Below are 26,356 nucleotides of genomic sequence, written 5' to 3'. Positions count from 1 at the left end.
TTTCTCGCGAAGTCCGGGGTTTTTGTTTTGCGCGAGATTTGTCGGTGTTTTACGGGTCACGGGTGCTTGTGGTCTTTGTATTTATTTTGTTACATTTTTTGTCGCTTTAAAAAGCCGCACCCAAAATAAAAACCAAACGTGACCCCGTCGGAAAACTACCTCACTGATTCGACGACGTTTTGAAGTCCCATCGTTGGCCTTCAACGTGATCCTGCCTATTACAAAAAGCCCGATACATCGCTCATTGATGACGCACATATCCAAAGGGAAAGGAAAATGGACGCAGCAGGTAATGGTTTCACTCTGTCTCAAAAACGCAAACGCGCTACCCGTCTCACATCGATACCCCTGACCCCCATCGCACTCGGGTTGGCCTTATGGCTGGGCCAAGGGCCAATGGCCTGGGCAGACGACAGCAATCCTTACACCTCTCAGGTGCTGGAGTCGGCCTTCAGGAAAGCCGTTTCATCCTTTGCCCCCGACACCGATGTCTACAAGAACCTGCGGTTTGCCTATTCAGATATCGTGGATCTGGCCGCCAAGGACTTCGCCGCCCAGTCGGGCAAGTTCGATTCGGCCCTCAAGCAAAACTACGAATTGCAGCCAGAAAACCTGACCATCGGCGCCATGCTCGGCGACACCAAGCGGCCGTTGGACTATGCATCGCGCCTGGATTACTACCGCAGCCGGCTATTCAGCAACAGCGGTCGCTACACCACCAATATTCTCGATTTTTCCAAAGCGATCATCGCCAACCTGCCGGCCGTCAAGCCCTACACCTACGTGGAGCCGGGTGTGAGCAGCAACCTGAACGGGCAATTGAACGCTGGCCTTTCCTGGGCCGCCGCCACCCGTGACTGGAGTGCCAACGCGCAAACCTGGAAGACCCCGGAAGCCCAGGTCAACTCCGGTCTGGATCGTACCAACGCGTATTACGCCTATGCCCTGGGCATGACCGGCAAGGGGGTGAACGTCGGCGTGTTGGACTCAGGCATCCTGACCGAACACTTCGAGTTCCAGGGCAAGAATGCCCAGGGCCAGGACCGTGTGCAGGCGGTGACTTCCACCGGCGAGTACTACGCTACCCACCCTCGCTACCTCCACGACACTCCGGATGGCGAGTTTCAGAAGGGCGAGCACTTCAGCATTTCCGGTGAATACGACCCGGTCATCAACGATGGGCATGGCACGGAAATGTCCGGCGTGTTGGGCGCCAGCCGCAACGGCACCGGTATGCACGGCATTGCCTTCGACGCCAACGTATTTGTCGCCAACACCGGCGGCACCGATGACAACCGCTTCCAGGGCTCCAACGACCTCGACTACAACGCGTTCATGGCCAGCTACAACGCCCTGGCCGCGAAGAACGTCTCGATTGTCAACCAGAGCTGGGGGCAGAACTCGCGCAACGACGTGGAGAACCACTTCGGCAACGTCGGCGATAGCGCAGCGGATAATTTGCGCGACATGACGGCCGCTTACCGCCCGTTCTGGGACAAGGCGCACGCCGGGCAAAAGACCTGGATGGACGCCATGGCCGACGCCGGGCGGCAAAACACCTTTATCCAGATCATCTCGGCGGGTAACGACAGCCACGGCGCCAACCCAGATACCAACGCCAACCTGCCGTTCTTCAAGCCTGATATCGAATCCAAATGGCTGTCGATCACCGGTTATGACGAGACCAGCGCCCAGGTGTACAACCGCTGCGGCACGTCGAAGTGGTGGTGCGTGATGGGTGTTTCGGGTATCCCGTCTACCGGGCCCGAAGGTGAGATCATCCCCAACGCCAACGGCACGTCAGCCGCTGCGCCAAGCGTTTCCGGGGCACTGGCCCTGGTGATCCAGCGCTTCCCCTACATGACTGCCACCCAGGCCCGCGATGTATTGCTGACCACCTCCAACCTGCAGGCACCGGACGGCCCGGACACGCCTGTTGGCAACCTGACCGGTGGCCGAACCTATGACAACCTGCAACCGGTACACGATGCTGCGCCTGGCACGCCGCAAGTGCCGGGTGTGGTCAGCGGCTGGGGCTTGCCCAACCTGCAAAAAGCCATGCAGGGCCCGGGGCAATTCCTTGGCTCGGTGGCTGTGGCATTGCCCACCGGCACCCGGGACATCTGGGCCAACCCTATTTCCGACGAAGCCATTCGTGCCCGTCGTGTAGAAGACACCACTGAGCAGGCGACCTGGACCGCCACCAAACAGCAAAAAGGTTGGCTTAATGGCTTGCCGGCCAATGCTTCGGCAGATGATCAGTTCCAGTACGAGATTGGTGCGGCACGGGAGCAGGCGACCCTGACACGAGGCAAGGATTTGCTCACCGGCGGCACCTATGTCGGCAGCCTGGCCAAGTCGGGTGACGGCGAATTGGTCCTCGAAGGCAAGAACACTTACTCGGGCAGCACCTGGGTGCGCGGCGGTAAGCTGTCGGTGGACGGCTCTCTGACCTCTGCCGTGACGGTGGATGGCAGCTCTGTGGGCACGCGTAACGTGGATAACGGCGTAGTGACCACTCAGGGCGGCATACTGGCCGGTAACGGTACGGTCGGCACCTTGACCGTCAACAGCGGAGGTAGCGTCGCGCCGGGTCATTCGATCGGCACGCTGAACACCGGCAATGTCACCTTCAATCCAGGTTCAGTCTATGCCGTTGAAGTCGGTCCTAACGGGCAAAGCGACAAGATCCAGAGCACGGGCGTCGCTACCCTTAACGGCGGTGTCGTGACGGTGTCTCTGGAGAACAGCCCCAATCTGTTGTCCGCCACCGAGGCCCGCAGCCTGCTGGGGCAGCAGTTCAACATCCTCAGCGCCAGCCAGGGCATCAATGGCCAGTTTGCGGCCATCTCGCCCAACTACCTGTTCATTGGCACCCAACTGAACTACCAGCCGAACCAGCTGACCCTGGCGGTGGCGCGCAACCAGACGACGTTCGCCAGTGTCGCGCAAACCCGTAACGAACGTGCCGTGGCGGCGGTGGCCGATACATTGGGCGCCGGCAACCCGGTTTACGAAAGCCTTTTGGCGTCTGACTCGGCAGCCCAGGCGCGGGACGCGTTCAAGCAGCTGTCGGGGCAACTGCACTCGGACGTGGCGGCGGCGCAAATGGCCGACAGCCGCTACATTCGTGAAGCGGTCAACGGCCGTCTGCAACAAGCTCAGGCGCTGGATTCCAGCGCACAGATCGATACCCGCGACAACGGTGGTTGGGTGCAACTGCTGGGCGGGCGCAGTAACGTCAGTGGTGACAACAATGCCAGCGGCTACACCTCGTCCACCAGCGGTGTGCTGTTGGGCCTGGACACGGATGTAGGCGACGGCTGGCGCGTGGGCGCAGCCACCGGTTACACCCAGAGCCACCTCAATGGCGAGTCCTCTGCCTCGGCGGACAGCGACAACTATCACCTGTCGATCTACGGCGGCAAACGCTTTGACGCAATTGCCCTGCGCTTGGGCGGCGCTACTACCTGGCACCGTCTGGACACCTCGCGGCGCGTGGTTTACGCCAACCAGTCGGACCATGAACGAGCGGACTACAGCGCACGTACCGATCAAGTGTTTGCCGAGATCGGTTACACCCAATGGGCCGCGTTCGAACCCTTTGCCAACCTGACTTACCTGAACTACCAGAGCGACTCGTTCAAGGAGAAAGGCGGCGCCGCAGCCTTGCATGCCAGCAAGCAAAGCCAGGACGCGACGCTCTCCACCCTGGGTCTGAGGGCTCACACCCAACTGCCGGTCAGCAGCACGTCGGCGGTGACCTTGCGCGGCGAGTTGGGCTGGGCACACCAGTTCGGCGATACCGATCGTGAGGCCTCGCTGAAATTCACCGGCAGCGACAACGCCTTTGCGGTCAATAGCGTGCCAGTAGCCCGCGACGGCGCGATCATCAAGGCCAGCGCGGAAATGGCCCTGACCAAGGACACCCTGGTGTCCTTGAACTACAGCGGTTTGCTGTCCAACCGTGGCAACGACAATGGGATCAATGCCGGATTCACCTTCCGCTTCTGATCTTTGCTGAACCCTGTAGCCGCTGCCGAGGCACGAGGCTGCGATGGATCGCGTAGCGGCCCTTTGCGGCGGTTCTGCGGCCCGCATCGCAGCCTTGTGCCTCGGCAGCGGCTACAGGTCAGTGCGCCCCTTTCTTTGTTGGATAAACAGCCCTGCGCAAAATTGACCCACGGGTTTACAATTGCGGCTCCTGATCAGGAGTATCCCTGTGCTGACTCATCTCGATTCCCAAGGTCGCGCCCACATGGTCGACGTCACTGAAAAAGCCGTGACGTTCCGTGAAGCGGTGGCCGAAGCGCGGGTGCGCATGCTGCCCGAAACCCTGAAAATGATTGTCGACGGTGCCCATCCCAAGGGCGACGTATTTGCTGTGGCCCGAATTGCCGGGATCCAGGCGGCGAAAAAGACCAGCGACCTGATCCCCCTGTGCCACCCGCTGATGCTAACGGGCGTCAAGGTTGAGCTCAGTGCGGACGGTGTGGATGCCGTGCATATCGTCGCCCGCTGCAAGCTCTCCGGGCAGACCGGTGTAGAGATGGAAGCGTTGACGGCGGCCAGTGTTGCCGCGCTGACGATCTATGACATGTGCAAGGCTGTGGACCGTGGCATGACCATCGAAAACATTCGGCTGTTGGAAAAACTGGGCGGCAAGAGCGGACATTTCAAGGCGGATGAACAATGAGTATCACGGTGCTGTTTTTTGCCCGTTACCGTGAAGCCGTGGACCTGGACTCGCTGGAGGTCGAAGGCGACTTCGCCACGGTCGAGGCTGTGCGCCAGACATTGGCGGCGGATCCCGGCTTTGAAGTCCTCAACGAAACGGGCTTGATGTGCGCCCGCAATGAGGAACTTTGCGCCCTCGACGAGCCGCTCACGGACGGTGACGAAGTGGCCTTTTTTCCACCAGTGACAGGAGGCTGAACATGGCTATTCGTGTGCAGGTTCAAGCCTTTGATCCCGGTGCCGAAGTCAACGCCATGCATGCGGCCAATGTGGGCGTGGGCGCGGTGGTGAGTTTTGTCGGCTACGTGCGCGACTTCAATGATGGTCTCGATGTGGCGGGGATGTTTCTTGAGCATTACCCGGGCATGACCGAAAAGGCTCTGGCCAAGATCGCCGTCGAAGCCGAGCAACGCTGGCCGTTGCTCAAGCTCGAAGTGCTGCACCGCATCGGTGCCCTGGAGCCCGGCGAGCCCATCGTGTTCGTTGCGGCAGCCAGTGCCCATCGTCAGGCGGCGTTTGACGCTTGTGCATTTGTGATGGATTACTTGAAAACCCGGGCGCCGTTCTGGAAGAAGGAAAACACTACCGACGGGCCACGCTGGGTGGAAGGGCGGGACAGTGATCATGCGGCGGCTGATCGCTGGAAATAATCCCTTCGGCACACGTCTCAAAAAATGGCAGCAGGCTTGCCTGCGAATGGAGTTGTAGCCGCTGCCGAGGTACGAGGCTGCGATGGGCTGCGTAGCGGCCCCTGGGGCGGTCCTACGGACACGCATCGCAGCCTCGTACCTCGGCAGCGGCTACAACTGCTTTCGCGAGCAAGTCGAATCGTCGCACCGCCGCTCCACATGGGTTATGTGTTGGCTCAGACGAGGCGTTTGGGCGACAACATCGCCTCGGTCAGTCCAAACGCCACCAATGCTTCTGGCAACTTTTCCCCCCGCACCAATGCCGCACTGGCCTGGCCCATGGCCGGCGATGTCTGAATCCCGTAACCGCCCTGGGCCGCGATCCAGAAAAAGCCATCCACCTGCGGATCAAACCCGCACACCAGATCCCCATCGCTGACAAAACTGCGCAGCCCCGCCCAAGTCCGCGTGGGGCGGCGGATGGTCAGGGTGGTGGCTTCCTCGATGTGATAGATGCCCGTGGCAATATCCAGCTCTTCTGGCTGTACATCATGGGGTTCCACCGGGTCGGCATTGGCCGGCGAGCCGAGGAACATGCCAGCGTCTGGCTTCATGTAGAACGAACCGTCGAGAGCCGCCAATTCCGGCCAGGAATGGATGTTCACGTCAGCGGGTGGAGCGAAGATGAAGGCGCTGCGGCGTTTGGGTTGCAGGCCAATTTTGCGGGCGCCGGCCAACTCACCGATAGAGTCGGCCCAGGCGCCAGCAGCGTTGATGATCACCGGGGCGCTGAAGCGTTGTTGCGAAGTGCGTATTTGCCACTGGCCTTCGCCATCTCGGGTCAGTTTCTGGACCTCGTTGTCGGTGTGGATCTCACCGCCATTACGCCGAATGCCGCGCAAGTAACCTTGGTACAGCGCGTCGGTGTCGATATCGCAAACTGTCGGATCGTAGATCCCGCCATGGACTTTTTCCCGGCGCAGGATCGGCATCATCGCCATCGCTTCATCGACGTCGAGCAGGCGGGTTTCAGGCACTAGGGCCTTGGCACTCGAGTATTGGCGCTGCAGTTCTTCAGGGTCGCCGATCAGATCCACCAACAGTTCGGCGCGGGGTGTGAGCAACGGGTGTTCGGCGAAGCCTGTGGGCGGGTGATCGAAGAAGGCGCGGCTGCCCAGGGTCAGGGCGCGGACTTGCGGGGTGCCGTAGGCGGCGATGTACAGGGCGGCGGAGCGGCCGGTGGAGTGATAACCCGGCAGCGACTCGCGCTCCAGCACGATCACCCGGGCGTGTCGGGATAGCCAGTAGCCGGCAGACGCCCCGGCGATTCCGCCACCGATGATGATGTAGTCGGCCTGGTTCATACTTTCCTCCTGGAATGCAGACTTGAGAACACTGAAACCAAATGTGGGAGCGGGCTTGCTCGCGAATGCAGAGTGTCAGTTGATGCATGTATAACTGACACACCGCCTTCGCGAGCAAGCCCGCTCCCACACAAGCCCGCTCCCACAGCTTATTGCATTCCCACTTAAGGGCGTTTGCGCTCCACTGGGCGCAACAAATGCGTCGGCGGGGTTTCACAACTGATCTTGCGACCCAGCAATGTCTCGATCGACGGCAACTGGTACGAATCATCTTCGCCGGCAAAGCTGATGGACACCCCGGCAGCACCGGCACGGCCGGTACGGCCAATGCGGTGTACGTAGTCGTCCGGCACTTCCGGCAGGGTGAAGTTGATCACGTGGCTGATGCCGTCGATATGAATCCCACGGCCGGCCACATCGGTGGCCACCAGCACGCGAATCTTGCCTTCGCGGAAACCTTCCAGGGTCTTGATCCGTTTGTGCTGCGGTACGTCGCCGGACAGTTGCGCGGCGTTGACGCCATCGCGCACCAGGCGCTCTTCGATGCGGCGCACTTCGTCCTTGCGGTTGGCGAATACCATGACCCGCTCCCAACCGTTATCGTTGACCAGGTTGTAGAGCAGTTTGTACTTGTCGGCACCGGCCACGGCGTAGATGTGTTGTTCGACGTTTTCGCTTGCAACGTTCAGTGCTTCGATCTCGACGATGGATGGGTCGGTCGTCCATTGCTTGGCGAGGTTCATCACGTCTTCGGTGAAGGTCGCAGAGAACAGCAGGGTCTGACGTTCGTTTTTCGGCGGAGTCTGGCGAATGATCTGACGCACTTGCGGGATGAAGCCCATGTCGAGCATGCGGTCGGCTTCGTCCAGCACCATCACTTCGACCATATCCAGGTGCACGTCGCCGCGTTGGTTGAAGTCCAGCAAACGGCCCGGTGTGGCGACCAGGATGTCGCAGTGCCGCGCTTCCAGGTGCTTGAGCTGTTTGTCGAAGTCCATGCCACCGACGAACGTCATCACGTTGAGGCCGGTGTACTTGGTCAGGTCGGCGGCGTCCTTGGCAATCTGCACTACCAGCTCGCGGGTCGGGGCGATGATCAGCGCACGTGGCTCACCCATGTAGCGCTCTTTGGGCGGCGGGGTTTGCAGCAGTTGGGTGATGATCGAAATCAGGAACGCGGCCGTCTTGCCGGTGCCGGTTTGGGCGCGACCAATGGCGTCTTTGCCCGCCAGGGTGAAGCCCAGCACTTGTGCCTGGATCGGTGTGCAGTACGGAAAACCCAGGTCCTGGATGGCGTGCATCAATTCCGGGGCGAGTTTGAAATCGTGAAAGCGGGTCTTGCCTTCCTGGGGTTCGACAGCGAAGTCTTCCAGTTTCCAGGGAATGACCACCGGTTTCGGTGCGCGTTCGCGGCGAGGTTTTTCCTGGCGCGCAGGTTCTGCAGGCTGTTCTTCAGCAACTTCTACCGGTGCAGGTTGAGGCTCCGGCGGCTTTTTTGGCGAGGCAACAGGTGCGGTCCGGCCAGGCTGTTTACCGTCATTGCGGCTGCCATGGGCGTGGACAGGAGCGCTGGGAACAGGGGCGAGCGGCTCAGCCTCGCTTTTACCGAACATCTTCTTGAGTGCTTTGAGCACGGTCATCTCATCAATTGGTTAAGGAATGTACGCCGGCCAGTGTAATGCAAGAATCGGGCGCGGCGTAGTGCGTTGGTCATGCGGCTACACAATGTCCGTTTTTCAGCCCAGGCGCTTGCTCAGCCAGTCGCCAATATCGCGTATCTCCTGGGGTAACACTTCGTGGCCCATTGGGTATTCCTGCCATGTGACGGTGACACCGCGCGTCTTTAAATGCTCAAAGGCGCTTCGACCCATGGAAGGCAGTACCACCTCATCCTCCACACCGTGCAGGCACAGCACTGGAATGCGTTGCTGGCTGGCGGACAATTCCAACTCATCGCCGAAAGTAGGCGCGTAGGTGGAGAGGGCAAGTACGCCACCCAATGGTCCCTGCCATTTCAGGAAGGCGGTGTGAAACACCACGGCGCCACCTTGGGAGAATCCGGCGAGAAAAATCCGTGAAGGGTCTATTCCGCTGCTTTTTTGCTCCTCGATCAGGTCAGTGACCGTTTTGGCCGACTCTTCGAGTTCCTCGATGCTGATGGATCGGGCCGGGCTCATGGCCTTGATGTCGTACCAGCTGGGCATCTCGTAGCCGCCATTAATGGTCACCGCACGGGTCGGTGCCTGGGGCAAAACGAAGCGGGTGGACAGCAGTTTTTCCTGTAGGGCTTCGGCTACCGGCAGGAAGTCGTAGCGATCGGCGCCCAGGCCATGCAACCAGATAACGCAGGCGTCTGCGGGCTTGGCGGGCTGAAGAATCAAGGGGTCGGTCATATCTGCTCCATTAATGTGCGTGCGCGCTGATTGGGTGCGTCGGCACGGTGCGCGACGGGATGATCTGTTAAGAAGATGTCGCAAGGTTGAATCTTTTTTGGTTGACCTACGGCTGAAACGACTCGCTCAGCAGTCTGGTACGGGGCTTGCTATAAGAACCCCGATGTCAACGCTTACCTCAGGCGGTAACACTATCAGTGACTGCCGCTTGAGGGATAGCAACTGGACTTACAGCGACAGTCTCATGCCGTTTGACCTCAAAAAAAGCCAACACAGGTCAATCTCGCCTCATAAGGGTGCGGCAGGGCTCAAGCTCCGACACAACAAGAGCAACTGGAGGTTTGAATGAAGGTATTGAAATCCACCCTGGCCATCGTTTGCGCGGCCGCCGTATTGGGTGTCAGTGGTTTCGCCCAAGCCGGCGCTACCCTGGATGCCGTGCAGAAGAAAGGCTTCGTGCAGTGTGGCGTGAGCGACGGTTTGCCGGGCTTCTCGGTGCCGGATGCCAGCGGCAAGATCCTCGGGATCGACGCTGATGTGTGCCGTGCCGTAGCAGCTGCCGTTTTTGGCGACGCCACCAAGGTCAAATTCAGCCAGTTGAATGCCAAGGAGCGTTTCACCGCGCTTCAGTCTGGCGAAGTTGACGTGTTGTCGCGTAACTCCACCTGGACCAGCTCTCGCGATGCGGGCATGGGCCTGGTGTTCACCGGCGTGACCTATTACGACGGCGTTGGCTTTCTGGTCAATAACAAGCTGGGCGTGAAAAGTGCCAAGGAACTGGACGGTGCAACCATCTGCATCCAGGCCGGTACCACCACCGAGTTGAACGTCTCCGACTTCTTCCGCGCCAACAACCTGAAATACACCCCGATCACCTTCGATACTTCCGACGAAAGCGCCAAGTCGCTGGAATCCGGTCGTTGCGACGTGCTGACCTCTGACAAGTCCCAGCTCTACGCACAGCGCAGCAAGCTGGCCTCGCCAAAAGACTACGTCGTACTGCCGGAAACCATTTCCAAGGAGCCCTTGGGCCCAGTGGTTCGCCGTGGCGACGAAGAGTGGTTCAGCATCGTCAAGTGGACCCTGTTCGCGATGCTTAACGCTGAAGAAGCAGGCGTGACCTCGAAAAACGTTGAAGCCGAAGCCAAGTCCACCAAGAATCCGGACGTTGCTCGTCTGCTGGGCGCTGACGGTGAATACGGCAAGGACCTGAAAGTACGCAAAGACTGGGTCGTACAGATCGTCAAGCAAGTCGGTAACTACGGTGAAGTGTTCGAGAAAAACCTCGGCAAAAGCACTCCGCTGGAAATCGACCGTGGCCTGAACGCCCTGTGGAACAACGGCGGCATTCAATACGCACCCCCTGTGCGCTGATCGCTGATGGTTCTATCACCCGGTGGGCCAACCGCCGGGTGATGTTCTGTACCATTCTTTCTGGGGCACTCCATGCAAACTCAAATCGGCGCACCAAAGCAGAAGCTCAGCTTCAGCGATCCAAAAGTGCGTGCGTGGCTATTCCAGATCATCACCATTGTGGCGGTGGTCTCGTTGGGCTGGTACCTGTTCAACAACACGCAAACCAACCTTCAACACCGGGGCATTACCTCGGGTTTCGACTTCCTTGAGCGCAGTGCCGGTTTCGGCATCGCTCAGCATCTGATCGACTACACCGAATCGGACAGTTATGCCCGGGTCTTTGTGATCGGCCTGCTCAACACCTTGCTGGTGACTGTGATCGGCGTGGTCCTGGCGACCATCCTCGGCTTCATCGTCGGCGTGGCGCGGCTGTCACCGAACTGGATCATCAGCAAGCTGGCGACGGTCTACGTGGAAGTGTTCCGCAACATTCCACCGCTGCTGCAAATCCTGTTCTGGTACTTCGCGGTGTTCCTGACCATGCCGGGGCCGCGCGCGGCCCATAACCTGGGGGATACGTTCTTTGTCAGCAGCCGTGGCCTGAACATGCCGGCAGCGATTGCCGCTGACGGTTTCTGGCCTTTCTGGATTAGTGTTGCGGTCGCAGTCGGTGCCATCGTGCTGATGACTCGCTGGGCCAACAAGCGTTTCGAAGCCACCGGCGTACCGTTCCACAAATTCTGGGCGGGCCTGGCGTTGCTGCTGGTGATTCCTGCACTGACAACGCTGGTGTTTGGCGTGCCGGTGCACTGGGAAATGCCGGAACTCAAAGGTTTCAACTTTGTCGGCGGCTGGGTACTGATTCCCGAACTGCTGGCGTTGACCCTGGCCTTGACCGTGTACACCGCAGCATTTATCGCCGAGATCGTACGCTCGGGCATCAAGTCCGTCAGCCACGGCCAGACCGAAGCCGCTCGCTCCCTGGGCCTGCGCCCGGGGCCGACGCTGCGCAAGGTCATCATCCCGCAGGCTCTGCGGGTGATCATTCCGCCACTGACCAGCCAATACCTGAACCTGGCGAAAAACTCGTCCCTGGCTGCCGGTATCGGTTACCCGGAAATGGTTTCGCTGTTTGCCGGCACGGTGCTCAACCAGACCGGCCAGGCCATCGAAGTCATTGCCATCACCATGAGCGTGTACCTGGCGATCAGCATCAGCATTTCGCTGCTGATGAACTGGTACAACAAGCGCATTGCGCTGATCGAGCGGTGAGGAAACAAGCATGAGTACGCATACGTTCAAACCTGACATGCCACCACCGGGCAAAGTCTTCGGGCCGGTGGCGTGGATGCGCGCCAACATGTTTTCCAGTTGGCTCAATACCCTGCTGACCTTGCTGGCGTTCTACCTGATCTACCTGATCGTGCCGCCGATCCTGCATTGGGCAATCCTCGATGCGAACTGGGTCGGCACCACCAAGGCCGATTGCACCAAGGAAGGCGCCTGCTGGGTGTTTATCCAACAGCGCTTCGGGCAGTTCATGTACGGCTACTACCCCGGCGACCTGCGCTGGCGCGTGGACATGACCGTGTGGCTGGCCATCGTCGGTGTGGCGCCGTTGTTCATCTCGCGTTTTCAACGCAAGGCGGTCTACGGCCTGAGCTTTTTGGTGCTGTACCCGATCATTGCCTACTTTCTGCTGCACGGTGGGATCTTCGGCCTGACCAATGTTGCGACCAGCCAGTGGGGCGGTTTGATGCTGACCCTGGTGATCGCCACCGTCGGTATCGCCGGCGCCTTGCCGCTGGGGATCGTACTGGCCTTGGGGCGTCGTTCGAACATGCCGGCGATTCGAGTGGTCTGCGTGACCTTCATCGAGTTCTGGCGCGGCGTGCCGTTGATCACCGTGCTGTTCATGTCCTCGGTGATGCTGCCGCTGTTCCTGCCCGAAGGCATGAACTTCGACAAGCTGCTGCGGGCATTGATCGGCGTGATCCTGTTCCAGTCGGCCTACGTGGCCGAAGTGGTACGCGGTGGTTTGCAGGCGATTCCCAAGGGGCAGTACGAAGCGGCTGCGGCGATGGGCCTGGGTTACTGGCGCAGCATGGGCCTGGTGGTGTTGCCCCAGGCGCTGAAGATGGTGATTCCGGGCATCGTCAACACGTTTATTGCGCTGTTCAAGGACACGAGTCTGGTGATCATCATCGGCCTGTTCGACTTGCTCAACAGCGTCAAGCAAGCTGCCGCCGACCCGAAATGGCTGGGCATGGCCACCGAAGGCTATGTGTTCGCCGCCCTGGTGTTCTGGATTTTCTGTTTTGGTATGTCGCGCTATTCCATGCATCTGGAACGTAAGCTCGACACAGGTCACAAGCGCTAAGTCCGTACCCAATTTAGGAAATTTTTTGATGAGCGAAGCAATCAAACAGCCTGTGAGCCCGCAAGGCATTATTCAGATGCAGGGCGTCAACAAGTGGTACGGCCAGTTCCACGTGTTGAAAGACATCAACCTCAACGTCAAGCAGGGCGAGCGAATCGTGCTGTGCGGTCCGTCGGGTTCGGGCAAGTCCACCACCATCCGCTGCCTCAACCGCCTGGAAGAACACCAGCAGGGTCGCATCGTGGTTGATGGTGTGGAACTGACCAACGACCTCAAGCAGATCGAAAGTGTGCGCCGTGAAGTCGGCATGGTGTTCCAGCATTTCAACCTGTTCCCGCACCTGACTATCCTGCAAAACTGCACATTGGCACCGATGTGGGTACGCAAGATGCCCAAGCGCAAGGCTGAAGAAATTGCCATGCACTACCTGGAACGCGTGCGCATTCCGGAGCAGGCCCACAAGTTTCCGGGCCAACTCTCCGGCGGCCAGCAACAGCGGGTGGCGATTGCCCGGGCGCTGTGCATGAAGCCGAAAATCATGCTGTTCGATGAGCCGACCTCGGCCCTCGATCCGGAGATGGTGAAGGAAGTTCTGGACACCATGATCGGCTTGGCCGAAGACGGCATGACCATGCTGTGCGTGACCCACGAAATGGGCTTTGCCCGGACCGTGGCCAACCGCGTGATCTTCATGGACAAGGGTGAGATTGTGGAGCAGGCGGCGCCGAATGACTTCTTCGACAACCCGCAGAATGATCGGACCAAGTTGTTCTTGAGTCAGATTTTGCATTGATTGATGCTTGAAGCTTAAAAATAAACCCGGCCTTGTGCCTAATGCCGATCAATTAAGCGAACACAAGACCTCAAGACAGAGAAGATCAAAGGTGGGAGTTGTCGAGCCCCAGCGAGGCTGCGATAGCGGAGGGTCAGGCAACTCAATGTTGACGGTGCCGACGCCATCGCAGCCTCGCTGGGGCTCGACAACTCCCACACTGGATCTGCTTCGGTTGTTGGATCTCCATTCCTTAACTGACTGGCATTAGGCCTGGTGCCGGGTTTGTTTTTTGTGGCCTATGAAACCGTAAGGGTTTCAGGTTGCTTGTGCTCTGTGTATTTGAACGCTCCCCTCAGATCGGCACCTTCACCCAAGGCTTTTGCATCGGCGAGCAAGTGCGGGTATCGATCCAGCAGGTGCATCAGCAGCATCAACGCTTTGGGTGGAAGTAGTTCACCGAGCTCGTAGCGTGAGAACGCGTTATGCCCGCCGCCTGACATCCGCCTTTATCACCGCCTGTGTACTTTTCCATAAGACACCTAAGGCTGAAATTACCCTTTAAGGGTCAGCCCTTTCATGGTCTTTGAGAGCGCAGCCGTACTTGGAAAGAGAACACTGACCTGTGGCGAGGGGGCTTGCCCCCGTTGGGCTGCGGAGCAGCCCTAAAACCTGCCATCTCGGTCTATCTGAAGAAACTCAGCGATCCTATTGGGGCCGCTTCGCAGCCCAACGGGGGCAAGCCCCCTCGCCACAGGGTCAATGTGCGCCTCTAATGACTGTTTTTTCAAAGACCTTGAAAGAGCTGCCTTTAAGGGTAGTTTTAACGGTCGAAAATCCTGCTCCTTTTTGTTGCTTAAACCCCCTAGTGCGTTGCTCTTGTAGGCAAGTCTGACTACCATGTAGGAAAATTCATCCTATGATTGGACGAAAGTGCGAATCACATGACAGTCATCGCCCCACTGATCAAACGCTCCCTCGTCGACCAGGCGCTGGAGCAATTGCGCCATCGCATCACCGAGGGTAAGTGGGCCATCGGCGAACGCCTGCCCACCGAGCCAGAGCTGTCCGCCGAGCTGGGCATCAGCCGCAATACCGTGCGTGAGGCCATGCGGGTGTTGGCGTTTTCCGGGTTGATCGAAATCCGCCAGGGCGACGGCAGTTACCTGCGTTCGATGACCGACCCGTTGGGGGCGATGAAGGCCTTGTCTCACTGCACCCTAGCCCAGGCCCAGGAGACGCGGCAGATTCTTGAAACGGAGGCTATTGGCTTGGCAGCCCTGCGCCGTACCGATGAGGATTTACAGGGCTTGCGCGAGGCGTTAAAAACCAGCGGTGAGCACTATCACGGCGATCTGGAGCACTACATCAGTTGCGACCTAGTGTTCCACAGGCGCTTGGTGGACGCCGCCCACAACCCGGCCTTGAGCGAGCTGTACCACTACTTCTCCAGCATTGTCGGCGCGCAGTTGCGCCAGACGCTGAACATCAAACCTCGCCGTCAGGCCGTTTTCGACCTGCACGCTGAGCTGCTCGATGCCGTGGAACAACAGGACCCTGAGCGCGCCAAATCTCTTTCACGGCAACTGATCAATGAACCTTGAACCCGAGAACACCATGCTCCGTAAAGAACAGCCCCGTTCAGAAAACGCCCTTGAAGAACTGCTGATCGACGCCGAGGCCAATGACGACGAGGTCCAGCACAGCCATCCGGTGGTGAATCGCCCGTGGTTGTTGTTGCTGGGCCTGATTCTGGTGGCCTTGAACCTGCGCCCGGCGCTGTCGAGCATGGCGCCGTTGCTCAGCGAAGTGTCCAGCAGTCTCGGCCTCTCGGCGGCCAAAGCCGGCTTGCTGACCACCTTGCCAGTGCTGTGCCTGGGCCTGTTTGCGCCGATGGCACCGATCCTGGCCCGGCGCTTTGGTGCCGAGCGGGTGGTGCTGGGGATTTTGCTGACGTTGGCCGCTGGCATCATCCTGCGCAGCTCGTTCGGTGAGGCCGGACTGTTCGCTGGCAGCCTGCTGGCTGGCGCCAGCATTGGCATCATCGGTGTGTTGTTGCCGGGTATCGTCAAGCGCGATTTCTCCAAACAGGCTGGCACCATGACCGGCGTCTACACCATGGCCCTGTGTCTGGGCGCAGCGTTGGCAGCTGGCTCGACGGTGCCTTTGAGTCACTACTTTGGCGACAGCTGGAATATCGGCCTGGGCTTCTGGATTCTGCCGGCGCTGGTCGCAGCGCTGTTCTGGTTGCCTCAAGTGGGCCAGAAGCACGGTGCGCATCAGGTGGCCTACCGCGTGCGCGGTTTGCTGCGTGATCCACTGGCCTGGCAGGTGACCTTGTACATGGGCCTGCAATCGTCCCTGGCCTACATCGTGTTCGGTTGGCTGCCGTCGATTCTGATCGGCCGTGGCCTGACGGCCACCCAGGCAGGGTTGGTACTTTCCGGTTCGGTGATCGTGCAACTGGTCAGTTCTCTGGCAGCGCCATGGTTGGCCACGCGCGGTAAGGACCAGCGCCTGGCCATTGTGGTGGTGATGTTGCTGACCCTCGGCGGCCTGTTTGGCTGCCTATATGCACCGTTGGAGGGTTTGTGGGGCTGGGCGATTCTGCTGGGCCTGGGGCAGGGCGGTACGTTCAGCCTGGCATTGACATTGATCGTGTTGCGCTCGCGCGACTCCCATGTCGCCGCCAACCTGTCGAGCATGGCCCAGGGCATTGGCTACACGTTGGCTTCCCTCGGTCCGCTCGCCGTTGGCCTGCTGCATGACCGGACCGGCGGCTGGGCGGCCACCGGCTGGATCTTTGCGGTGATCGGCCTGGGTGCGATCATCGCCGGGCTGGGCGCCGGCCGTGCGCTGTACGTGCAGGCCACCAGCGAGAAGCTCTAGAGGTAGACCACTTCCATCGTCGCCGAGCCATCGAGCAGGGTGTCGGTACTCAGGTCCAGGTTCTGTTTGGCATTGATCACGGCTTCGACCTTGACCGTACTGATCAACTCCTGGATCGCCGACGGCCCGACAGTGCTGCCTTCGGTGTCGGTAAACCCCAGGTAACTGTTGGCACCGATGTCGATGGGGTTGAGGTTGGCGGTACGCCAGGCCAGGCCGCCGGTGGTGGACTCGGTGCCGTAGATCAACGCGGTGCTGTCGACCACGGTTTGCCTGGGATCAAACGTCATGGAGTAAAGGCCAATGCGGTTGCCGCTGGTGTCCAATCCGAGCCCGTAGTAAATCTCACTGTTGACCATGGCCGAGCCGTCGCGATTGTCGCGCATGCGCAGGGCGAAGCGGCTGGGAGCATTGCAAGCAACGCTGACTTGCAGGTGTTTGACCGGCAATCGCGTGCCCTTATCCTGGTTCAGGTCCTGTTGGGAAATCTTGCCGTAATCGATCAGCCCACCGCTGGACAGCAGGGGCGTGCAGGCGGTGGGTGTGATCAGGCCCTTGACGCTCAGGTCGACGGTGGACGCGGCTTGGGCATGTTGGGCGCCGGCCAGTAACAGAATGCTCAGGGTGATGCACGGAGTGTTCATGGTGTGGAGTCCTTCCTACAGGTAAATGATTTCTATGGTGCCAGCGCCGTTGATTTCCACGACGCTGCGCAGGTCCAGGGACTGTGTGGGGGCGAGGTAGGCCTTGATGCGCACGGTGCCGCCCAGGTTCTGGATCGCCATCGGCCCGTGGGTGTTGCCGGCACTCTCGGTAAAGCCCATGAGGCTGTTGTTGGCGATGGGGATTTGCCGGGCGCTGGAGCTGCTCCAGGCCACGCCGTGACTGGTGGAGTCGGTGCGAAAAAGCGTGCCGAAGCTATCGGCGGTGAAGTCCGCCGGGTCGATGTTCAGGTAGTAACGGCCGATCTTGTTCCGGCTGTTGTCCAGGTCCAGACCGTAGGCGGTTTCATCGGTACCGCCGGTGGCCGAGCCGTTGCGGTTGTCGTGCATGAGCAAGGCGAAGCGCGTGGGGCCATCGCAACTGACGGAGAACTGCAGGGTTCGGGTGGGCAGCGGGGTTTCGTCGACGGTACTCAGGTCCTTGGCCGACAAGGTGCCGTAATCCACCAAGCCGCCGTTGGACAGTTGCGGTGTACAGGCTGCTGGTACGAAGTGGGCGCGCAGGGTCAGTTCCCGGTAGCGACCGCTTTGGCGCCCGTAGAGTGTCCCGGACACTTCCCAGGTGGTTGCATCCCGAACCTGGGTGGCGGCGATATCGGCCCAGGCGCTGAGGGTCAGTTGCAGTGAAAGGCTTTTGCCCATAAGCACTGAGCCTCCCTGCACCGGCGCGATGCCATGGCCGGCGCGCCAGTTCAGCACGGCGCCGCTGGTGGACGGCGGTTGGCCGAGCGCTGGCACCAATCCCAATTCCACGGCCTGACCATCAAGCACGCCGTCGCTGACCTGGATTGCGTAGCTGCCGTGCTCGGTGAATTTCAGCCGCTGTGGGCTCGCTGCCAAGGCCTGGTAGAACAGGCTCATGTCGGCCGTCTGCGGGCAAATGAAGTTCAGGCTCAGGCGCCGTTCACCCAGTAGTCGCTCGGGTGCGCTGTCGCTCTGTGCAATACGGCTCATTTGTCCGAAGTCCAGCAGCGATTCGCTCAGGCTCAGTTGGCACTCGTCCTCTGCGTAGCTGTTGCCAACGAACCCGATTGTCAGCAACACCACAGTCAGCCGTTGTAGGGCAGGCATCAATAACATGGCAGTCTTCCTCATGATGGGGTGCAACGGGCGGGGGCGGTTTCGAAGTACACCTCTGGGTCGCCCTTTGCCGGCAACTCGTAGTGCAGGGTGCAACGCGCCATCCCGGGCCCACTGACCCACAATTTCGGTTGCTCCAGAACGTTGGGCAAAAACACTTGGCCGCCGTCCTGGACCAGCGTCACGAACTCGCCGCTGTCGGTGCTGATGGAGGCGCCACGGGGCAGTGGCATGCCGTCTTCAGTGCGTACCGTGAGCAAAACCCGACGGGTCAATGTCAGGCCGAAATCGACACGCTCCACCGCGCCGCGCCCGACCGAAATCATTGCCAGGCCATTGTTGATATCGGCATTGCGTGGCAGCGAGCGGGTCTGGACTTCCACCGGGCTGCGGCCATAGGCGGATACCTGGGGCACCACCGCCTGGCCTTGCCAGTCGGTCCAGACAGGGCCGCTGGGGGTGCTGAGCTTGATGCCGCTCATGTCGCTGACCGAAACCAGCGCGAACGTATCGCGCACCGGATACGGTGACAGCGTGACACCACCACCGTGCACCACCACACCACCACGGGCGCCACCTTGATAGCTCGAGCGTTCGGCGTCGGAGCGGCTGTAGCTGAAGTCGAGCTGGCTGTAGCGCGGCAGTGTCGAGACACCGAGGGTGGTTTCCACCTGGTGGTCGCGGCTGTCGTGTTCGGCGCTGACCTGATAACTGAGCTGATCGTTGATTTGCTCATTCAGCCCCACGCCTGTGCGGTTTTCTCCACCGGAGTTGCGCAGCCAACTGCGGGCCCGGCGACTTTCACCCAGGGGCACGCTGACATTCAGGTAGACCGCGTTGTCCTGCTCCTGACGCCCGCCCATTTGCCACTCGGCGCTGGCGGACAGTGACACCCCTCGAATACTTGTGCCCCAGGACGCCAGGGCGCGGCTGTTGCTGTCGCCATCAAAGGTGCCGGAGCGGGAGACCCCGGCGCTGAACGCCCCGAGCCATGAGTGAGACCAACCCAGGGTAGCGCTTTGCTGATCGCGGTAGCGGGAGCTGCGTTGCTGGGTGCTTTCGGGTTCGTAGGTCGCCTCTTCCAGCTCGCGATAGCCGGGGGTGCGCCATGAGTTGGCGGCGCTGAACGACCACTGGTCATTCAGGCGTTGGGACCATGAAAGGTCGGTCTGCAACCCTCGGACCTTATTGGGTGCGCTTGCATCGGACATCTGGCTGGACAGTTGAATCTGGCTGTCCAGCCACGGCAGCCAGCCCAGGCTCAAGCCTGCGGAGCGGTACTCGTCGGAAGCCAGCACGCCGCTGCCCATCGTCAGTTGCGGATGCACGGCACCGGTCCAGCCGGCACTGGCGACCCACGGATCATCACCCCGGGCATCACCGATGTTGCGCACCCGACCTATCGCCACCGAGTACCCCGGCGCCGGCAAGCCGAGGCCGAGCATCGCCGCAGGCACGGTGAAGCGTCGTTCGCCACCGGCGCTTTCCTTGACCGTGACTTCGACGTCCGAGCGGGTATTCAGGCGTCGCACGTCGGTCAGGGAAAACGGTCCGGCGGGCACTACCGTGGAATGAATCAACGCCCCATTCTGGCGAATTTCGACTTGCGCCGGACTGTTGGCAATCCCGTCGATGGTCGCACCCTGGCCCTGCTCTTGAAGGGCCTGTTCGGTGAGCACTTGGACTCCGTTGATCTGCGCCCCGGACAACACCGGGTTGTAGAGGTTGATCTGGCCGGCCTGCAGCACCGCCTGATGACTGGCGAAGGTGCGTTGGGCATACGCTTCCAGGTGAGTGCTGCGCGACAGACCGTCTTGCCAGGTCTGTACCTGGCGGCTACGCACAATCCAGTCGCCTGCGTTGAACCCCACCTCGGTATTGGCCGAGCCAAAGCGGCTGTTGTCATCGCCAAAACGGTTATGGACACCGGTCAGGTCGTAATTGAGCAGCCCGGCGAAGCCGCCGGTTTGATAGCCGGAAATATCCTGCGGTATCGGTCGCAGGGCTTCGGTGGGCACCACCAGCGATACCGTGAGGGTGGCCGGATCTGGCTGCACCTGGCTTCGAGGATAGTGCGCGAGAAAGTCATGGCAGACCGCGTTGTCGCCAGGTACCCGTAGATTGGCGGCGTCCAGCAGGGCTTGGTCAAAGCACAGGGCGCCTTGCTGATCAAAACTGACCTCAAGGCGCCCGCGCCGCTGGCCGTTGACCACAAGGCTGAGCGCATGACGGCCGGCGGTAAAACGCGGCGCCGACAGCAGCAGGCTGGCCAGTTGCGGGTCGATGCCGCGCTGGGACAGGGTCCGGGCATCAAAACTGGCGGACGATGATGTATCGCCCCGGGTCTCGACAGGCAGCAAGACGCTGGTCAGCAACAACACGGGCCAGGCGCAACGGCGAGGAATGGCGGGCACGGCTTCGCCGTCACGGTAACTCAATACTGTTTTCACGAAAGGCACTCGAATGATGGAGCCCGTCGCCGAATCACTTCAGCGGTACGGGGCGTCCTGGTGACGGTCATTGAGCCGTCACTTCGTTATTCAGGCGCCGTCCTGACCTGTGGCGCCTGTGGATTGTCAGCGGGTGATGGGGGCTTCATAGGCCGCCACGGCAAAGCCGTACACGGTGGCCGGCTGTATCCGCACCGCCTCGGCTGCGCCACCGGTGGCGGGCACACTCAAGGTTTCTCCCGGCAACACATAGGTGCGCGGCAACATGGCCCGGCCATCGCCTGGCAGCAGTTGCAGCTCCTGGGCCAGGCGCACCACATACGGCGTGTCGTTGCGTACCTGCAGCGTGCCGTTTCCCTGCGACCAGGTCAGACCGGTCCAGGGCGTGGGGTTACGCGCCAAGCCCCTGGGATGAATGATCAGCGGCAGGTTCTGGCGAACCGTCACGCCCACCCTGGCATGCCCGACTTCGGTAGCGGGCCGGTTTTGCGGCATGCCTTCGAAGATCACTCGTTTGAGCCGTTGGGTCTTGAGTGGCTGATGGGTTTGCAGGATGAAGCGCACCAGTTGCGATTTCGACGCTTCCACCCGTGACAACGGTGGCGTGACCACCAGCAACGCTTCGTTGTCCTCGGGAATGTCTTCCAGAGTGACGTGCAGCAGCGCCAACTGGGTGTCGGTGTTGGTCACTGAAATCGCGGCTTCGCCATCGGCTTCGTGAACGATCACCACGGAGGTGTCCGGCACCATGCCGTCCGCTCGTGCCTGGGTGCCGAGCAACAAGGCCAGGGCACCGAGGCAGGCGGCGATTTTCAACAATATCGTCGTCATGACGGGGGGTTCCATTGGGGCAAGATGAAAAAGGTCAGAGGTAGCGCAAATCCAGGACGATGGAACCATCGAGTGGTACCTCCTGATCCAGGGTCAGGTACCGGGAGAAATTGATCGAGGTGTCGATCCGTAGCCGGGTGGTCAACTGGCGGATGAAGTCGGGCTGACGGTCACCGGGCGGGGCGAAGCCAATATAGGATTTGGGATAGGCGTTGGGCTCTGGCGTCCAGGTTTCGCCGTTGTTGCTGGAGGCCAGGACTTGCATGGGCTGCGCGTCGCCCACCGGGTCGCGATAGGACAACGCCACCGAGCCGAGTCGCTCGTCGTGCGCATGAATGTTTCTGCCCAACCCGTAGAAAAATCCTGGGGCCAGCGACGACTCCGAGCGATTGTCGATACCCACCAGTGCAAACAGCATGGGGCGGGCACATTGCACACTCAGCTCCAACATCCGGCTGGGCAGCACGGTGAACTCGGTGGCGCTGAGGGTATGAGCGGGGATTTTTCCGTGGTCGACTGTGCCCTCGTCAGACAGCGAGACATGACAGGCATCCGGCGTTAGTCGGCCGGTTACCGTGACATCGACAAAGGATGCAGCAACAACCGGCTGGATAGACGTCAGCAAGAGCAGTACCGCCAAAAAGCGAGGGAACGTGTTCATCGATGGGGCCACTGGCAAAGGGAAATACGGCCGATACGCAACCATGCCCATGCCCGAAAGTATCTGTCAGGCACGGGCTACCGGGGGTGTTACAGGTACTTCACTTCCAGAGTGGCCGAGCCGTCGAGGGTGACCTCGTTACTCAGGTCAAGGCTGTCGGTGGCGGCGATAGAGGTGTTCACCACCAGTTCTACCGCCAGCTCCTTCATCGGCACCGGCTGGGTGTCGTCACTCATGCTGGCCATCGACATGAACAGGCCCGCATCCCAGGTGCTTTCGCCGTACCAGGTATTGCCACCATCCAGGGACGCGATCGGCTGGACCTGCACGTTGTCGGCTACTGGGTTACGCAACATGAGGGTGAACCACCCCAGTTTCTGGTCACCGTTGATCAGGCCCAGGCCATAGCCGGTGGGTAAGAGGGATGAGCCGGAGCGGTTATCGATGGAGTGCAGCGCAACCGAAATGGCGCTGTCGCAGACCATCACCAGGGTCATGACGTGGGTGCCAATCAGCGTTGGTTTGTCGGTTTGCAGGTCCTTGGCGGATATCTTGCCGTGATCGATCACGCCGCCACTGCTCAGGTCGGGGTTACAGGCGCTGGGCACGATAAGGCCCTTGACGGTCAGGTCGACGGTGGAAGCGGCAAAGGTGTTGGCAGAGCCAAGGAGCATCAAGCCGGCGGCGAGGGCGGTGAGCGTGGTTTTCATAAGGGCGAGTTCCTTTCGATTGAGTCTGTTGGCAGCCGTTACAGGTAGTTGACCTGCACGGTGGCGTGGCCATCGACGGGGACTTCGTCGGTCAGGGTCAGGCCGCTGGCCGGGGCGATGTGGGTGTGCAGACGGATCTGGGCATCGAACGCGCTGACGGCGATGGGGGTCAAGCCATCACCCATCGCCACGGCGGTCAGCATGGAGTGGCTGAGCATGCTGTTGACCTGCCAGGTCGCACCGCCGTCGGTGGAGGTGATGGTGTGTGCGGGAACGCCGTCTGCCATTGGCGTGTGAAGGTGGAAGGCGCTACCGCCAAGCTTTTCACCCTCGGGCGTCATCCCCAGGCCATGCCAGTCATCGTGATTGGCGGAGGAGCCCGCGCGATTGTCGATGGTGTTCAAGGTGAAAAATGTCGGGCCTTCACACCTCACGCTCAACTGCATAGTTTGCCCAGGCAGCGTGGTCGGCTGATCGGCACTCAGCTCCTTGGCCGACATCTTTCCGAAGTCGACGATACCTCCACCGGAGATCAGTGGTTCGCAGGCATTGGGAACAATCACGCCCTTGACGGTCATGTCGGTGGAGCTGGCTGCAAATGCTGATGGCGCAAACAGCAGTGTCAGTATCAGTCGGGAGGCAAAAGCATTCATAGGCAAAAGGCCCTTTTTCAAGAGAGGTCAACGGAGCGTCGAATGGGTTTACAGGTACTTCAATTCCATCGTTGCCGAGCCGTCCAATGCCACTTCATTGGTCAGGGTAAGGGTGTTCGCCGGGGCGATGGAGGCATTGAGCACGATTTCCACGGCTGCATTTTGAAGTGTGTGAGGCAAGTAACCGACATCGTTCTGGAAGCTTCCGAAGGCAATTAACTGGTTAGGTATTGCGGCATCGTCGTCGCCGAGCCAGCTCCATCTTCCGGCGCTAAACGTCAACATTTCTGATGGGATATCGGTGACTGGGTTGCGGAACATCAAGAAATAACGACCCAGTTTTTCCGTGTTGTTGATCAGCCCCAGGCCATAGGTGGAATTACTGCTGGACGCCGAGCCGGCTCGGTTATCGATGGGGTTGATTGCAAATAGAGTACTGGCCTCGCAGCTTATGGTCAGTTGGACCGTTTTTTCTTCAAGCGTTGTGTGTTTGTCCAGGTTCAGGTCTTTGGCCGAGATTTTTCCAAAATCGACAACACCGGGCAGGGTTGGGGTGCAGGCGCTGGGAGTAATCAGACCCTTGACGGTCAGGTCGACGGAGCTGGCGGCAAAGGCGGGTGAGGTGAATAGCAGTGTCGCCAGCAGCCGGAAGGTAAAAGTGTTCATATGCAAAAAAGCTCTTTATCAGGAAAGGTCATCGAAACGCCCTGGAGGGTTTACAGGTACTTCAGTTCCAGGGTTGCTGAACCGTCCAGTGCTACCTCATTGGTCAGGTTCAGGGTGTCTGCCCGTGCAATCCAGGTATTGATCCAGATCTCCACGGATGCATTTTCGATGGGCTCAGGCAAGTAGCCGATATCGCCCTGAAAACCGCCGAAAGCGAGCAATTGGTTCGGCGTCGCATATTCGTCGATCCAGAACGAACGCCATTGGCCGTCGCGAAATTGCAAAATTTCTGTGGAAGGAGGCTCGGTGACCGAGTTACGGAGGCCGAATACATACATCCCCAGTTTTTCCGTGTCATTGATCAGCCCCAGTCCATAGGCTGCAGGATGGGTTTGTGACGGCGAGCCCACGCGGTTATCGATGGGGTTGATCGCGAACAGCGTCTTGGCCTCGCAGTTCACGGTCAACTGAAGCGTTTTGTCTTCAAGCCGCGTCTGTCGGTCCTGGTTCAGGTCTTTGGCCGAAATTTTTCCAAAGTCGACAACGCCAGGCAGCTCCAGCGTGCAGGCGCTAGGCGTGATCAGGCCCTTGACGGTCAGGTCCACGGAGCTGGCGGCAAAAGCAGGTGAAGCGGTAGCGAGCAACAGGGCAGTGCTCAACAAGGTTAGGGACTTGTTCATTTCTAGGTGTTCCAGTGCAAGGTCGGGAGATAAGGCACACCACGGCAATCCCGACGGGCGAAGGGAGTGGGTTGCCGGGTGGCGAGTCATTTTTTTCTGGGATGCCGCAGGCGGCGAGTCCGGACCCTCTGGCGGGGTGCGAGCAATTTAACGGGCAGAGGGGGCAGGGGAAATACAACAAATACGACAATGGCAGGGCAGCAGGAAATCAATAAGAGCGGGGTGGGAGGAGGTTATTTACTGGCGTAGGAAAGTTGCTTTTTTCGTAGTTGTTGTATCGTCAAAGTGCCATTCAAAAGATAGTGTTTTTTTGGCGATAACAGTCATGTAAATGTCATGGGGTTTGTGCACCGTGCATCGTCTGGCTGCTGCGTCAGTCCCGCCGGTTTATCGTGAACCCCGGGTGCTGCAGGACTGCCAGCAACCACGAGGTGACCATGGGGGGGCGCGAACTTTCCAGCCCCAGGCCCTCCCAGGCGCTGGCAGCCTCCATTGAGCTGTTGTCGCATTGGCAGCACTTGAACGTGTTGGTAGCGGAAGATCATCCAACGTATCGCGCCCTGATGGGCTGGCTCCTGCAAAAGCTCGGGCTGGGCCACGAACTGGTCAGTGATGGGCGCCTTGCCTTGGCGGCTATCTGCGAAAGGCCATTCGATCTGGTCATCACCGACTGTCAGATGCCACGCATGGACGGTTACCGCATGGCGCGGGCGATTCGCCTGCTTGAGCAGATCAAGAAGCGCCAGCGCGTTCCGATCATTGCCTTGACCGCTAATCTGGTGCATGACGACCCCCAGCGTTGCCGCGATGCCGGCATGGATGCCTGGCTGCTCAAGCCCCTCACTCTGGGGCAACTGCATGAGGTCTTGTTGCATTGGCTGCCAGGACTTCCTGTTGTGCCGTCGGCGTCAAACCGATCCTCGGTGTTGAGCGCCTGGCCCACGCGTGACAGTTTGATCGAGACATTCGGTAGCACTCAGGTGGTGAGCCAGATGCTTGGCAGCCTGCTCACCGAAGCGTGGGAAGACAATGCGCTTCTGGATCATGCGCGTAATACCCTCGATACGTCGCTGATGGCTGAACGGCTTCATCGGCTGGTGGGAAGCCTGGCGTTTCTTGGCGCGACGGAGCTGGAGTCCAGAGGTTCACAACTGATCGAACAACTTCATTCCCATGGTGTGCTGCTGAATCGGTCGCAGTTGGACGCGTTTCAAAGTGACCTGCACCGTTACCTTGTTTACTTGAATAGCCTGTGACTTGTCGCCGGCTTTCTGGTTGCTTGTAGGGCGTTACGCTGAAGTGTTGAAGGTGTTAGATGTAAGTGTTTTCTTTTTATTTTGTAGGGTTGTTATTGATGGCTACAAAACATTGGTTGAGGACGCA

At 59.9% G+C, this 26,356-nt stretch carries 23 protein-coding genes and 1 pseudogene; 11 read left to right on the top strand and 13 right to left on the bottom strand.

Translation table 11 applies throughout. The annotated features are described in order from the left end of the window. Positions 1 to 276 precede the first annotated feature (276 nt). The 4 genes from HKK55_RS19960 to moaE all read left to right on the top strand — a co-directional run bounded on the left by HKK55_RS19960 (position 277) and on the right by moaE (position 5,387). On the top strand, positions 277 to 4,014 hold the full coding sequence (locus HKK55_RS19960; protein WP_169356246.1) for an autotransporter domain-containing protein: 3,738 nt from the start codon (positions 277 to 279) through the stop codon (positions 4,012 to 4,014). Between the two features lie 208 nt (positions 4,015 to 4,222). Further along, positions 4,223 to 4,696: a cyclic pyranopterin monophosphate synthase MoaC gene (moaC, locus tag HKK55_RS19955; RefSeq protein ID WP_169356245.1), complete on the top strand. Its 474-nt coding sequence runs from the start codon at positions 4,223 to 4,225 to the stop codon at positions 4,694 to 4,696. Beyond that, positions 4,693 to 4,935 (top strand): molybdopterin converting factor subunit 1, encoded by a 243-nt coding sequence (gene moaD, locus HKK55_RS19950; protein WP_169356244.1) that lies wholly within the window; start codon positions 4,693 to 4,695, stop codon positions 4,933 to 4,935. The genes moaC and moaD overlap by 4 nt, the downstream gene beginning before the upstream one ends. A gap of 2 nt (positions 4,936 to 4,937) precedes the next feature. Beyond that, positions 4,938 to 5,387 carry a molybdopterin synthase catalytic subunit MoaE gene (gene moaE / locus HKK55_RS19945; protein ID WP_169356243.1) on the top strand — a complete coding sequence of 150 codons (450 nt, stop codon included), beginning with the start codon at positions 4,938 to 4,940 and terminating at the stop codon, positions 5,385 to 5,387. Between the two features lie 215 nt (positions 5,388 to 5,602). Here moaE and HKK55_RS19940 read toward each other — a convergent pair whose 3' ends face one another. The 3 genes from HKK55_RS19940 to HKK55_RS19930 all read right to left on the bottom strand — a co-directional run bounded on the left by HKK55_RS19940 (position 5,603) and on the right by HKK55_RS19930 (position 9,123). After that, positions 5,603 to 6,730: an FAD-binding oxidoreductase gene (locus tag HKK55_RS19940; RefSeq protein ID WP_169356242.1), complete on the bottom strand. Its 1,128-nt coding sequence runs from the start codon at positions 6,728 to 6,730 to the stop codon at positions 5,603 to 5,605. A 164-nt stretch (positions 6,731 to 6,894) separates the two neighbouring features. After that, the gene (gene rhlB / locus HKK55_RS19935) at positions 6,895 to 8,370 is read right to left on the bottom strand and encodes an ATP-dependent RNA helicase RhlB (protein ID WP_169356241.1); all 1,476 of its coding nucleotides are present in this window, start codon (positions 8,368 to 8,370) and stop codon (positions 6,895 to 6,897) included. 96 nt (positions 8,371 to 8,466) lie between these two features. Then, positions 8,467 to 9,123, bottom strand: coding sequence for an alpha/beta hydrolase (locus HKK55_RS19930; RefSeq protein ID WP_169356240.1), 657 nt, complete (start codon positions 9,121 to 9,123; stop codon positions 8,467 to 8,469). A gap of 345 nt (positions 9,124 to 9,468) precedes the next feature. On the opposite strand from HKK55_RS19930, the gene HKK55_RS19925 reads away from it, so the two are divergent. The 4 genes from HKK55_RS19925 to HKK55_RS19910 all read left to right on the top strand — a co-directional run bounded on the left by HKK55_RS19925 (position 9,469) and on the right by HKK55_RS19910 (position 13,652). Then, complete coding sequence (locus HKK55_RS19925) at positions 9,469 to 10,497, top strand: amino acid ABC transporter substrate-binding protein (protein WP_155581161.1); 1,029 nt, start codon at positions 9,469 to 9,471, stop codon at positions 10,495 to 10,497. Positions 10,498 to 10,569: 72 nt separating this feature from the next. After that, the gene (locus tag HKK55_RS19920; protein WP_169356239.1) at positions 10,570 to 11,751 is read left to right on the top strand and encodes an amino acid ABC transporter permease; all 1,182 of its coding nucleotides are present in this window, start codon (positions 10,570 to 10,572) and stop codon (positions 11,749 to 11,751) included. Positions 11,752 to 11,761: 10 nt separating this feature from the next. Then, positions 11,762 to 12,859 (top strand): amino acid ABC transporter permease, encoded by a 1,098-nt coding sequence (locus HKK55_RS19915; protein WP_169356238.1) that lies wholly within the window; start codon positions 11,762 to 11,764, stop codon positions 12,857 to 12,859. A gap of 28 nt (positions 12,860 to 12,887) precedes the next feature. After that, a complete protein-coding gene (locus HKK55_RS19910) occupies positions 12,888 to 13,652 on the top strand; it encodes an amino acid ABC transporter ATP-binding protein (RefSeq protein WP_169356237.1) in 765 nt (254 codons plus the stop codon). A gap of 278 nt (positions 13,653 to 13,930) precedes the next feature. On the opposite strand, the pseudogene HKK55_RS19905 reads toward HKK55_RS19910, so the two are convergent. Next, positions 13,931 to 14,134: pseudogene (locus HKK55_RS19905) on the bottom strand (type II toxin-antitoxin system MqsA family antitoxin); the annotation flags it as partial. A gap of 441 nt (positions 14,135 to 14,575) precedes the next feature. Between HKK55_RS19905 and HKK55_RS19900 the strand changes: the two are divergent. Together HKK55_RS19900 and HKK55_RS19895 are read left to right on the top strand one after the other, a co-directional pair. After that, positions 14,576 to 15,235: a FadR/GntR family transcriptional regulator gene (locus HKK55_RS19900; RefSeq protein ID WP_169356236.1), complete on the top strand. Its 660-nt coding sequence runs from the start codon at positions 14,576 to 14,578 to the stop codon at positions 15,233 to 15,235. Beyond that, positions 15,225 to 16,520: a CynX/NimT family MFS transporter gene (locus tag HKK55_RS19895; RefSeq protein ID WP_169356235.1), complete on the top strand. Its 1,296-nt coding sequence runs from the start codon at positions 15,225 to 15,227 to the stop codon at positions 16,518 to 16,520. The genes HKK55_RS19900 and HKK55_RS19895 overlap by 11 nt, the downstream gene beginning before the upstream one ends. Here the strand turns inward: HKK55_RS19895 and HKK55_RS19890 are convergent. From HKK55_RS19890 to HKK55_RS19850, 9 genes are all read right to left on the bottom strand, one after another. Then, a complete protein-coding gene (locus tag HKK55_RS19890; protein ID WP_169356234.1) occupies positions 16,517 to 17,164 on the bottom strand; it encodes a DUF1120 domain-containing protein in 648 nt (215 codons plus the stop codon). The two genes, HKK55_RS19895 and HKK55_RS19890, sit on opposite strands and share 4 nt — an antisense overlap. A 15-nt stretch (positions 17,165 to 17,179) precedes the next feature. Next, complete coding sequence (locus HKK55_RS19885) at positions 17,180 to 18,313, bottom strand: DUF1120 domain-containing protein (protein ID WP_237151380.1); 1,134 nt, start codon at positions 18,311 to 18,313, stop codon at positions 17,180 to 17,182. Positions 18,314 to 18,333: 20 nt separating this feature from the next. Beyond that, the gene (locus HKK55_RS19880; RefSeq protein ID WP_178128854.1) at positions 18,334 to 20,772 is read right to left on the bottom strand and encodes a fimbria/pilus outer membrane usher protein; all 2,439 of its coding nucleotides are present in this window, start codon (positions 20,770 to 20,772) and stop codon (positions 18,334 to 18,336) included. A 126-nt stretch (positions 20,773 to 20,898) separates the two neighbouring features. After that, positions 20,899 to 21,603, bottom strand: coding sequence for a fimbria/pilus chaperone family protein (locus HKK55_RS19875; RefSeq protein ID WP_169356233.1), 705 nt, complete (start codon positions 21,601 to 21,603; stop codon positions 20,899 to 20,901). 34 nt (positions 21,604 to 21,637) lie between these two features. Continuing rightward, entirely contained in the window at positions 21,638 to 22,264 is a 627-nt protein-coding gene (locus HKK55_RS19870; RefSeq protein WP_169356232.1) for a DUF1120 domain-containing protein, read from the bottom strand. A gap of 89 nt (positions 22,265 to 22,353) precedes the next feature. Further along, entirely contained in the window at positions 22,354 to 22,974 is a 621-nt protein-coding gene (locus HKK55_RS19865; RefSeq protein WP_169356231.1) for a DUF1120 domain-containing protein, read from the bottom strand. Positions 22,975 to 23,012: 38 nt separating this feature from the next. Further along, a complete protein-coding gene (locus HKK55_RS19860) occupies positions 23,013 to 23,627 on the bottom strand; it encodes a DUF1120 domain-containing protein (RefSeq protein ID WP_169356230.1) in 615 nt (204 codons plus the stop codon). 48 nt (positions 23,628 to 23,675) lie between these two features. Then, positions 23,676 to 24,293 (bottom strand): DUF1120 domain-containing protein, encoded by a 618-nt coding sequence (locus HKK55_RS19855; protein ID WP_169356229.1) that lies wholly within the window; start codon positions 24,291 to 24,293, stop codon positions 23,676 to 23,678. Between the two features lie 50 nt (positions 24,294 to 24,343). Then, entirely contained in the window at positions 24,344 to 24,973 is a 630-nt protein-coding gene (locus HKK55_RS19850) for a DUF1120 domain-containing protein (protein ID WP_169356228.1), read from the bottom strand. A gap of 437 nt (positions 24,974 to 25,410) precedes the next feature. Here HKK55_RS19850 and HKK55_RS19845 point away from each other — a divergent pair, with 437 nt between their 5' ends. Continuing rightward, entirely contained in the window at positions 25,411 to 26,229 is an 819-nt protein-coding gene (locus HKK55_RS19845) for a hybrid sensor histidine kinase/response regulator (RefSeq protein WP_169356227.1), read from the top strand. Positions 26,230 to 26,356: the final 127 nt, after the last annotated feature.

It is taken from the genome of Pseudomonas sp. ADAK18 (genome assembly GCF_012935695.1).
Lineage (GTDB): Bacteria > Pseudomonadota > Gammaproteobacteria > Pseudomonadales > Pseudomonadaceae > Aquipseudomonas.
Note: the sequence above shows the minus strand (reverse complement) of the source record. Positions and strands in the feature narration are given on the sequence as shown.

What these genes read in the sequence shown, in the direction of transcription:
- HKK55_RS19960 (WP_169356246.1), top strand. Translation starts at nt 277, where the DNA reads ATGGACGCAGCAGGTAATGGTTTCACTCTGTCTCAAAAACGCAAACGC.
- moaD (WP_169356244.1), top strand. Translation starts at nt 4,693, where the DNA reads ATGAGTATCACGGTGCTGTTTTTTGCCCGTTACCGTGAAGCCGTGGAC.
- HKK55_RS19940 (WP_169356242.1), bottom strand. Translation starts at nt 6,730, where the DNA reads ATGAACCAGGCCGACTACATCATCATCGGTGGCGGAATCGCCGGGGCG.
- HKK55_RS19870 (WP_169356232.1), bottom strand. Translation starts at nt 22,264, where the DNA reads ATGAACACGTTCCCTCGCTTTTTGGCGGTACTGCTCTTGCTGACGTCT.
- HKK55_RS19875 (WP_169356233.1), bottom strand. Translation starts at nt 21,603, where the DNA reads ATGACGACGATATTGTTGAAAATCGCCGCCTGCCTCGGTGCCCTGGCC.
- HKK55_RS19865 (WP_169356231.1), bottom strand. Translation starts at nt 22,974, where the DNA reads ATGAAAACCACGCTCACCGCCCTCGCCGCCGGCTTGATGCTCCTTGGC.
- HKK55_RS19860 (WP_169356230.1), bottom strand. Translation starts at nt 23,627, where the DNA reads ATGAATGCTTTTGCCTCCCGACTGATACTGACACTGCTGTTTGCGCCA.
- HKK55_RS19925 (WP_155581161.1), top strand. Translation starts at nt 9,469, where the DNA reads ATGAAGGTATTGAAATCCACCCTGGCCATCGTTTGCGCGGCCGCCGTA.
- moaE (WP_169356243.1), top strand. Translation starts at nt 4,938, where the DNA reads ATGGCTATTCGTGTGCAGGTTCAAGCCTTTGATCCCGGTGCCGAAGTC.
- HKK55_RS19890 (WP_169356234.1), bottom strand. Translation starts at nt 17,164, where the DNA reads ATGAACACTCCGTGCATCACCCTGAGCATTCTGTTACTGGCCGGCGCC.
- HKK55_RS19845 (WP_169356227.1), top strand. Translation starts at nt 25,411, where the DNA reads ATGGGGGGGCGCGAACTTTCCAGCCCCAGGCCCTCCCAGGCGCTGGCA.
- HKK55_RS19930 (WP_169356240.1), bottom strand. Translation starts at nt 9,123, where the DNA reads ATGACCGACCCCTTGATTCTTCAGCCCGCCAAGCCCGCAGACGCCTGC.
- HKK55_RS19895 (WP_169356235.1), top strand. Translation starts at nt 15,225, where the DNA reads ATGAACCTTGAACCCGAGAACACCATGCTCCGTAAAGAACAGCCCCGT.
- HKK55_RS19920 (WP_169356239.1), top strand. Translation starts at nt 10,570, where the DNA reads ATGCAAACTCAAATCGGCGCACCAAAGCAGAAGCTCAGCTTCAGCGAT.
- HKK55_RS19885 (WP_237151380.1), bottom strand. Translation starts at nt 18,313, where the DNA reads ATGCCTGCCCTACAACGGCTGACTGTGGTGTTGCTGACAATCGGGTTC.
- HKK55_RS19900 (WP_169356236.1), top strand. Translation starts at nt 14,576, where the DNA reads ATGACAGTCATCGCCCCACTGATCAAACGCTCCCTCGTCGACCAGGCG.
- HKK55_RS19915 (WP_169356238.1), top strand. Translation starts at nt 11,762, where the DNA reads ATGAGTACGCATACGTTCAAACCTGACATGCCACCACCGGGCAAAGTC.
- rhlB (WP_169356241.1), bottom strand. Translation starts at nt 8,370, where the DNA reads ATGACCGTGCTCAAAGCACTCAAGAAGATGTTCGGTAAAAGCGAGGCT.
- HKK55_RS19850 (WP_169356228.1), bottom strand. Translation starts at nt 24,973, where the DNA reads ATGAACAAGTCCCTAACCTTGTTGAGCACTGCCCTGTTGCTCGCTACC.
- HKK55_RS19910 (WP_169356237.1), top strand. Translation starts at nt 12,888, where the DNA reads ATGAGCGAAGCAATCAAACAGCCTGTGAGCCCGCAAGGCATTATTCAG.
- HKK55_RS19855 (WP_169356229.1), bottom strand. Translation starts at nt 24,293, where the DNA reads ATGAACACTTTTACCTTCCGGCTGCTGGCGACACTGCTATTCACCTCA.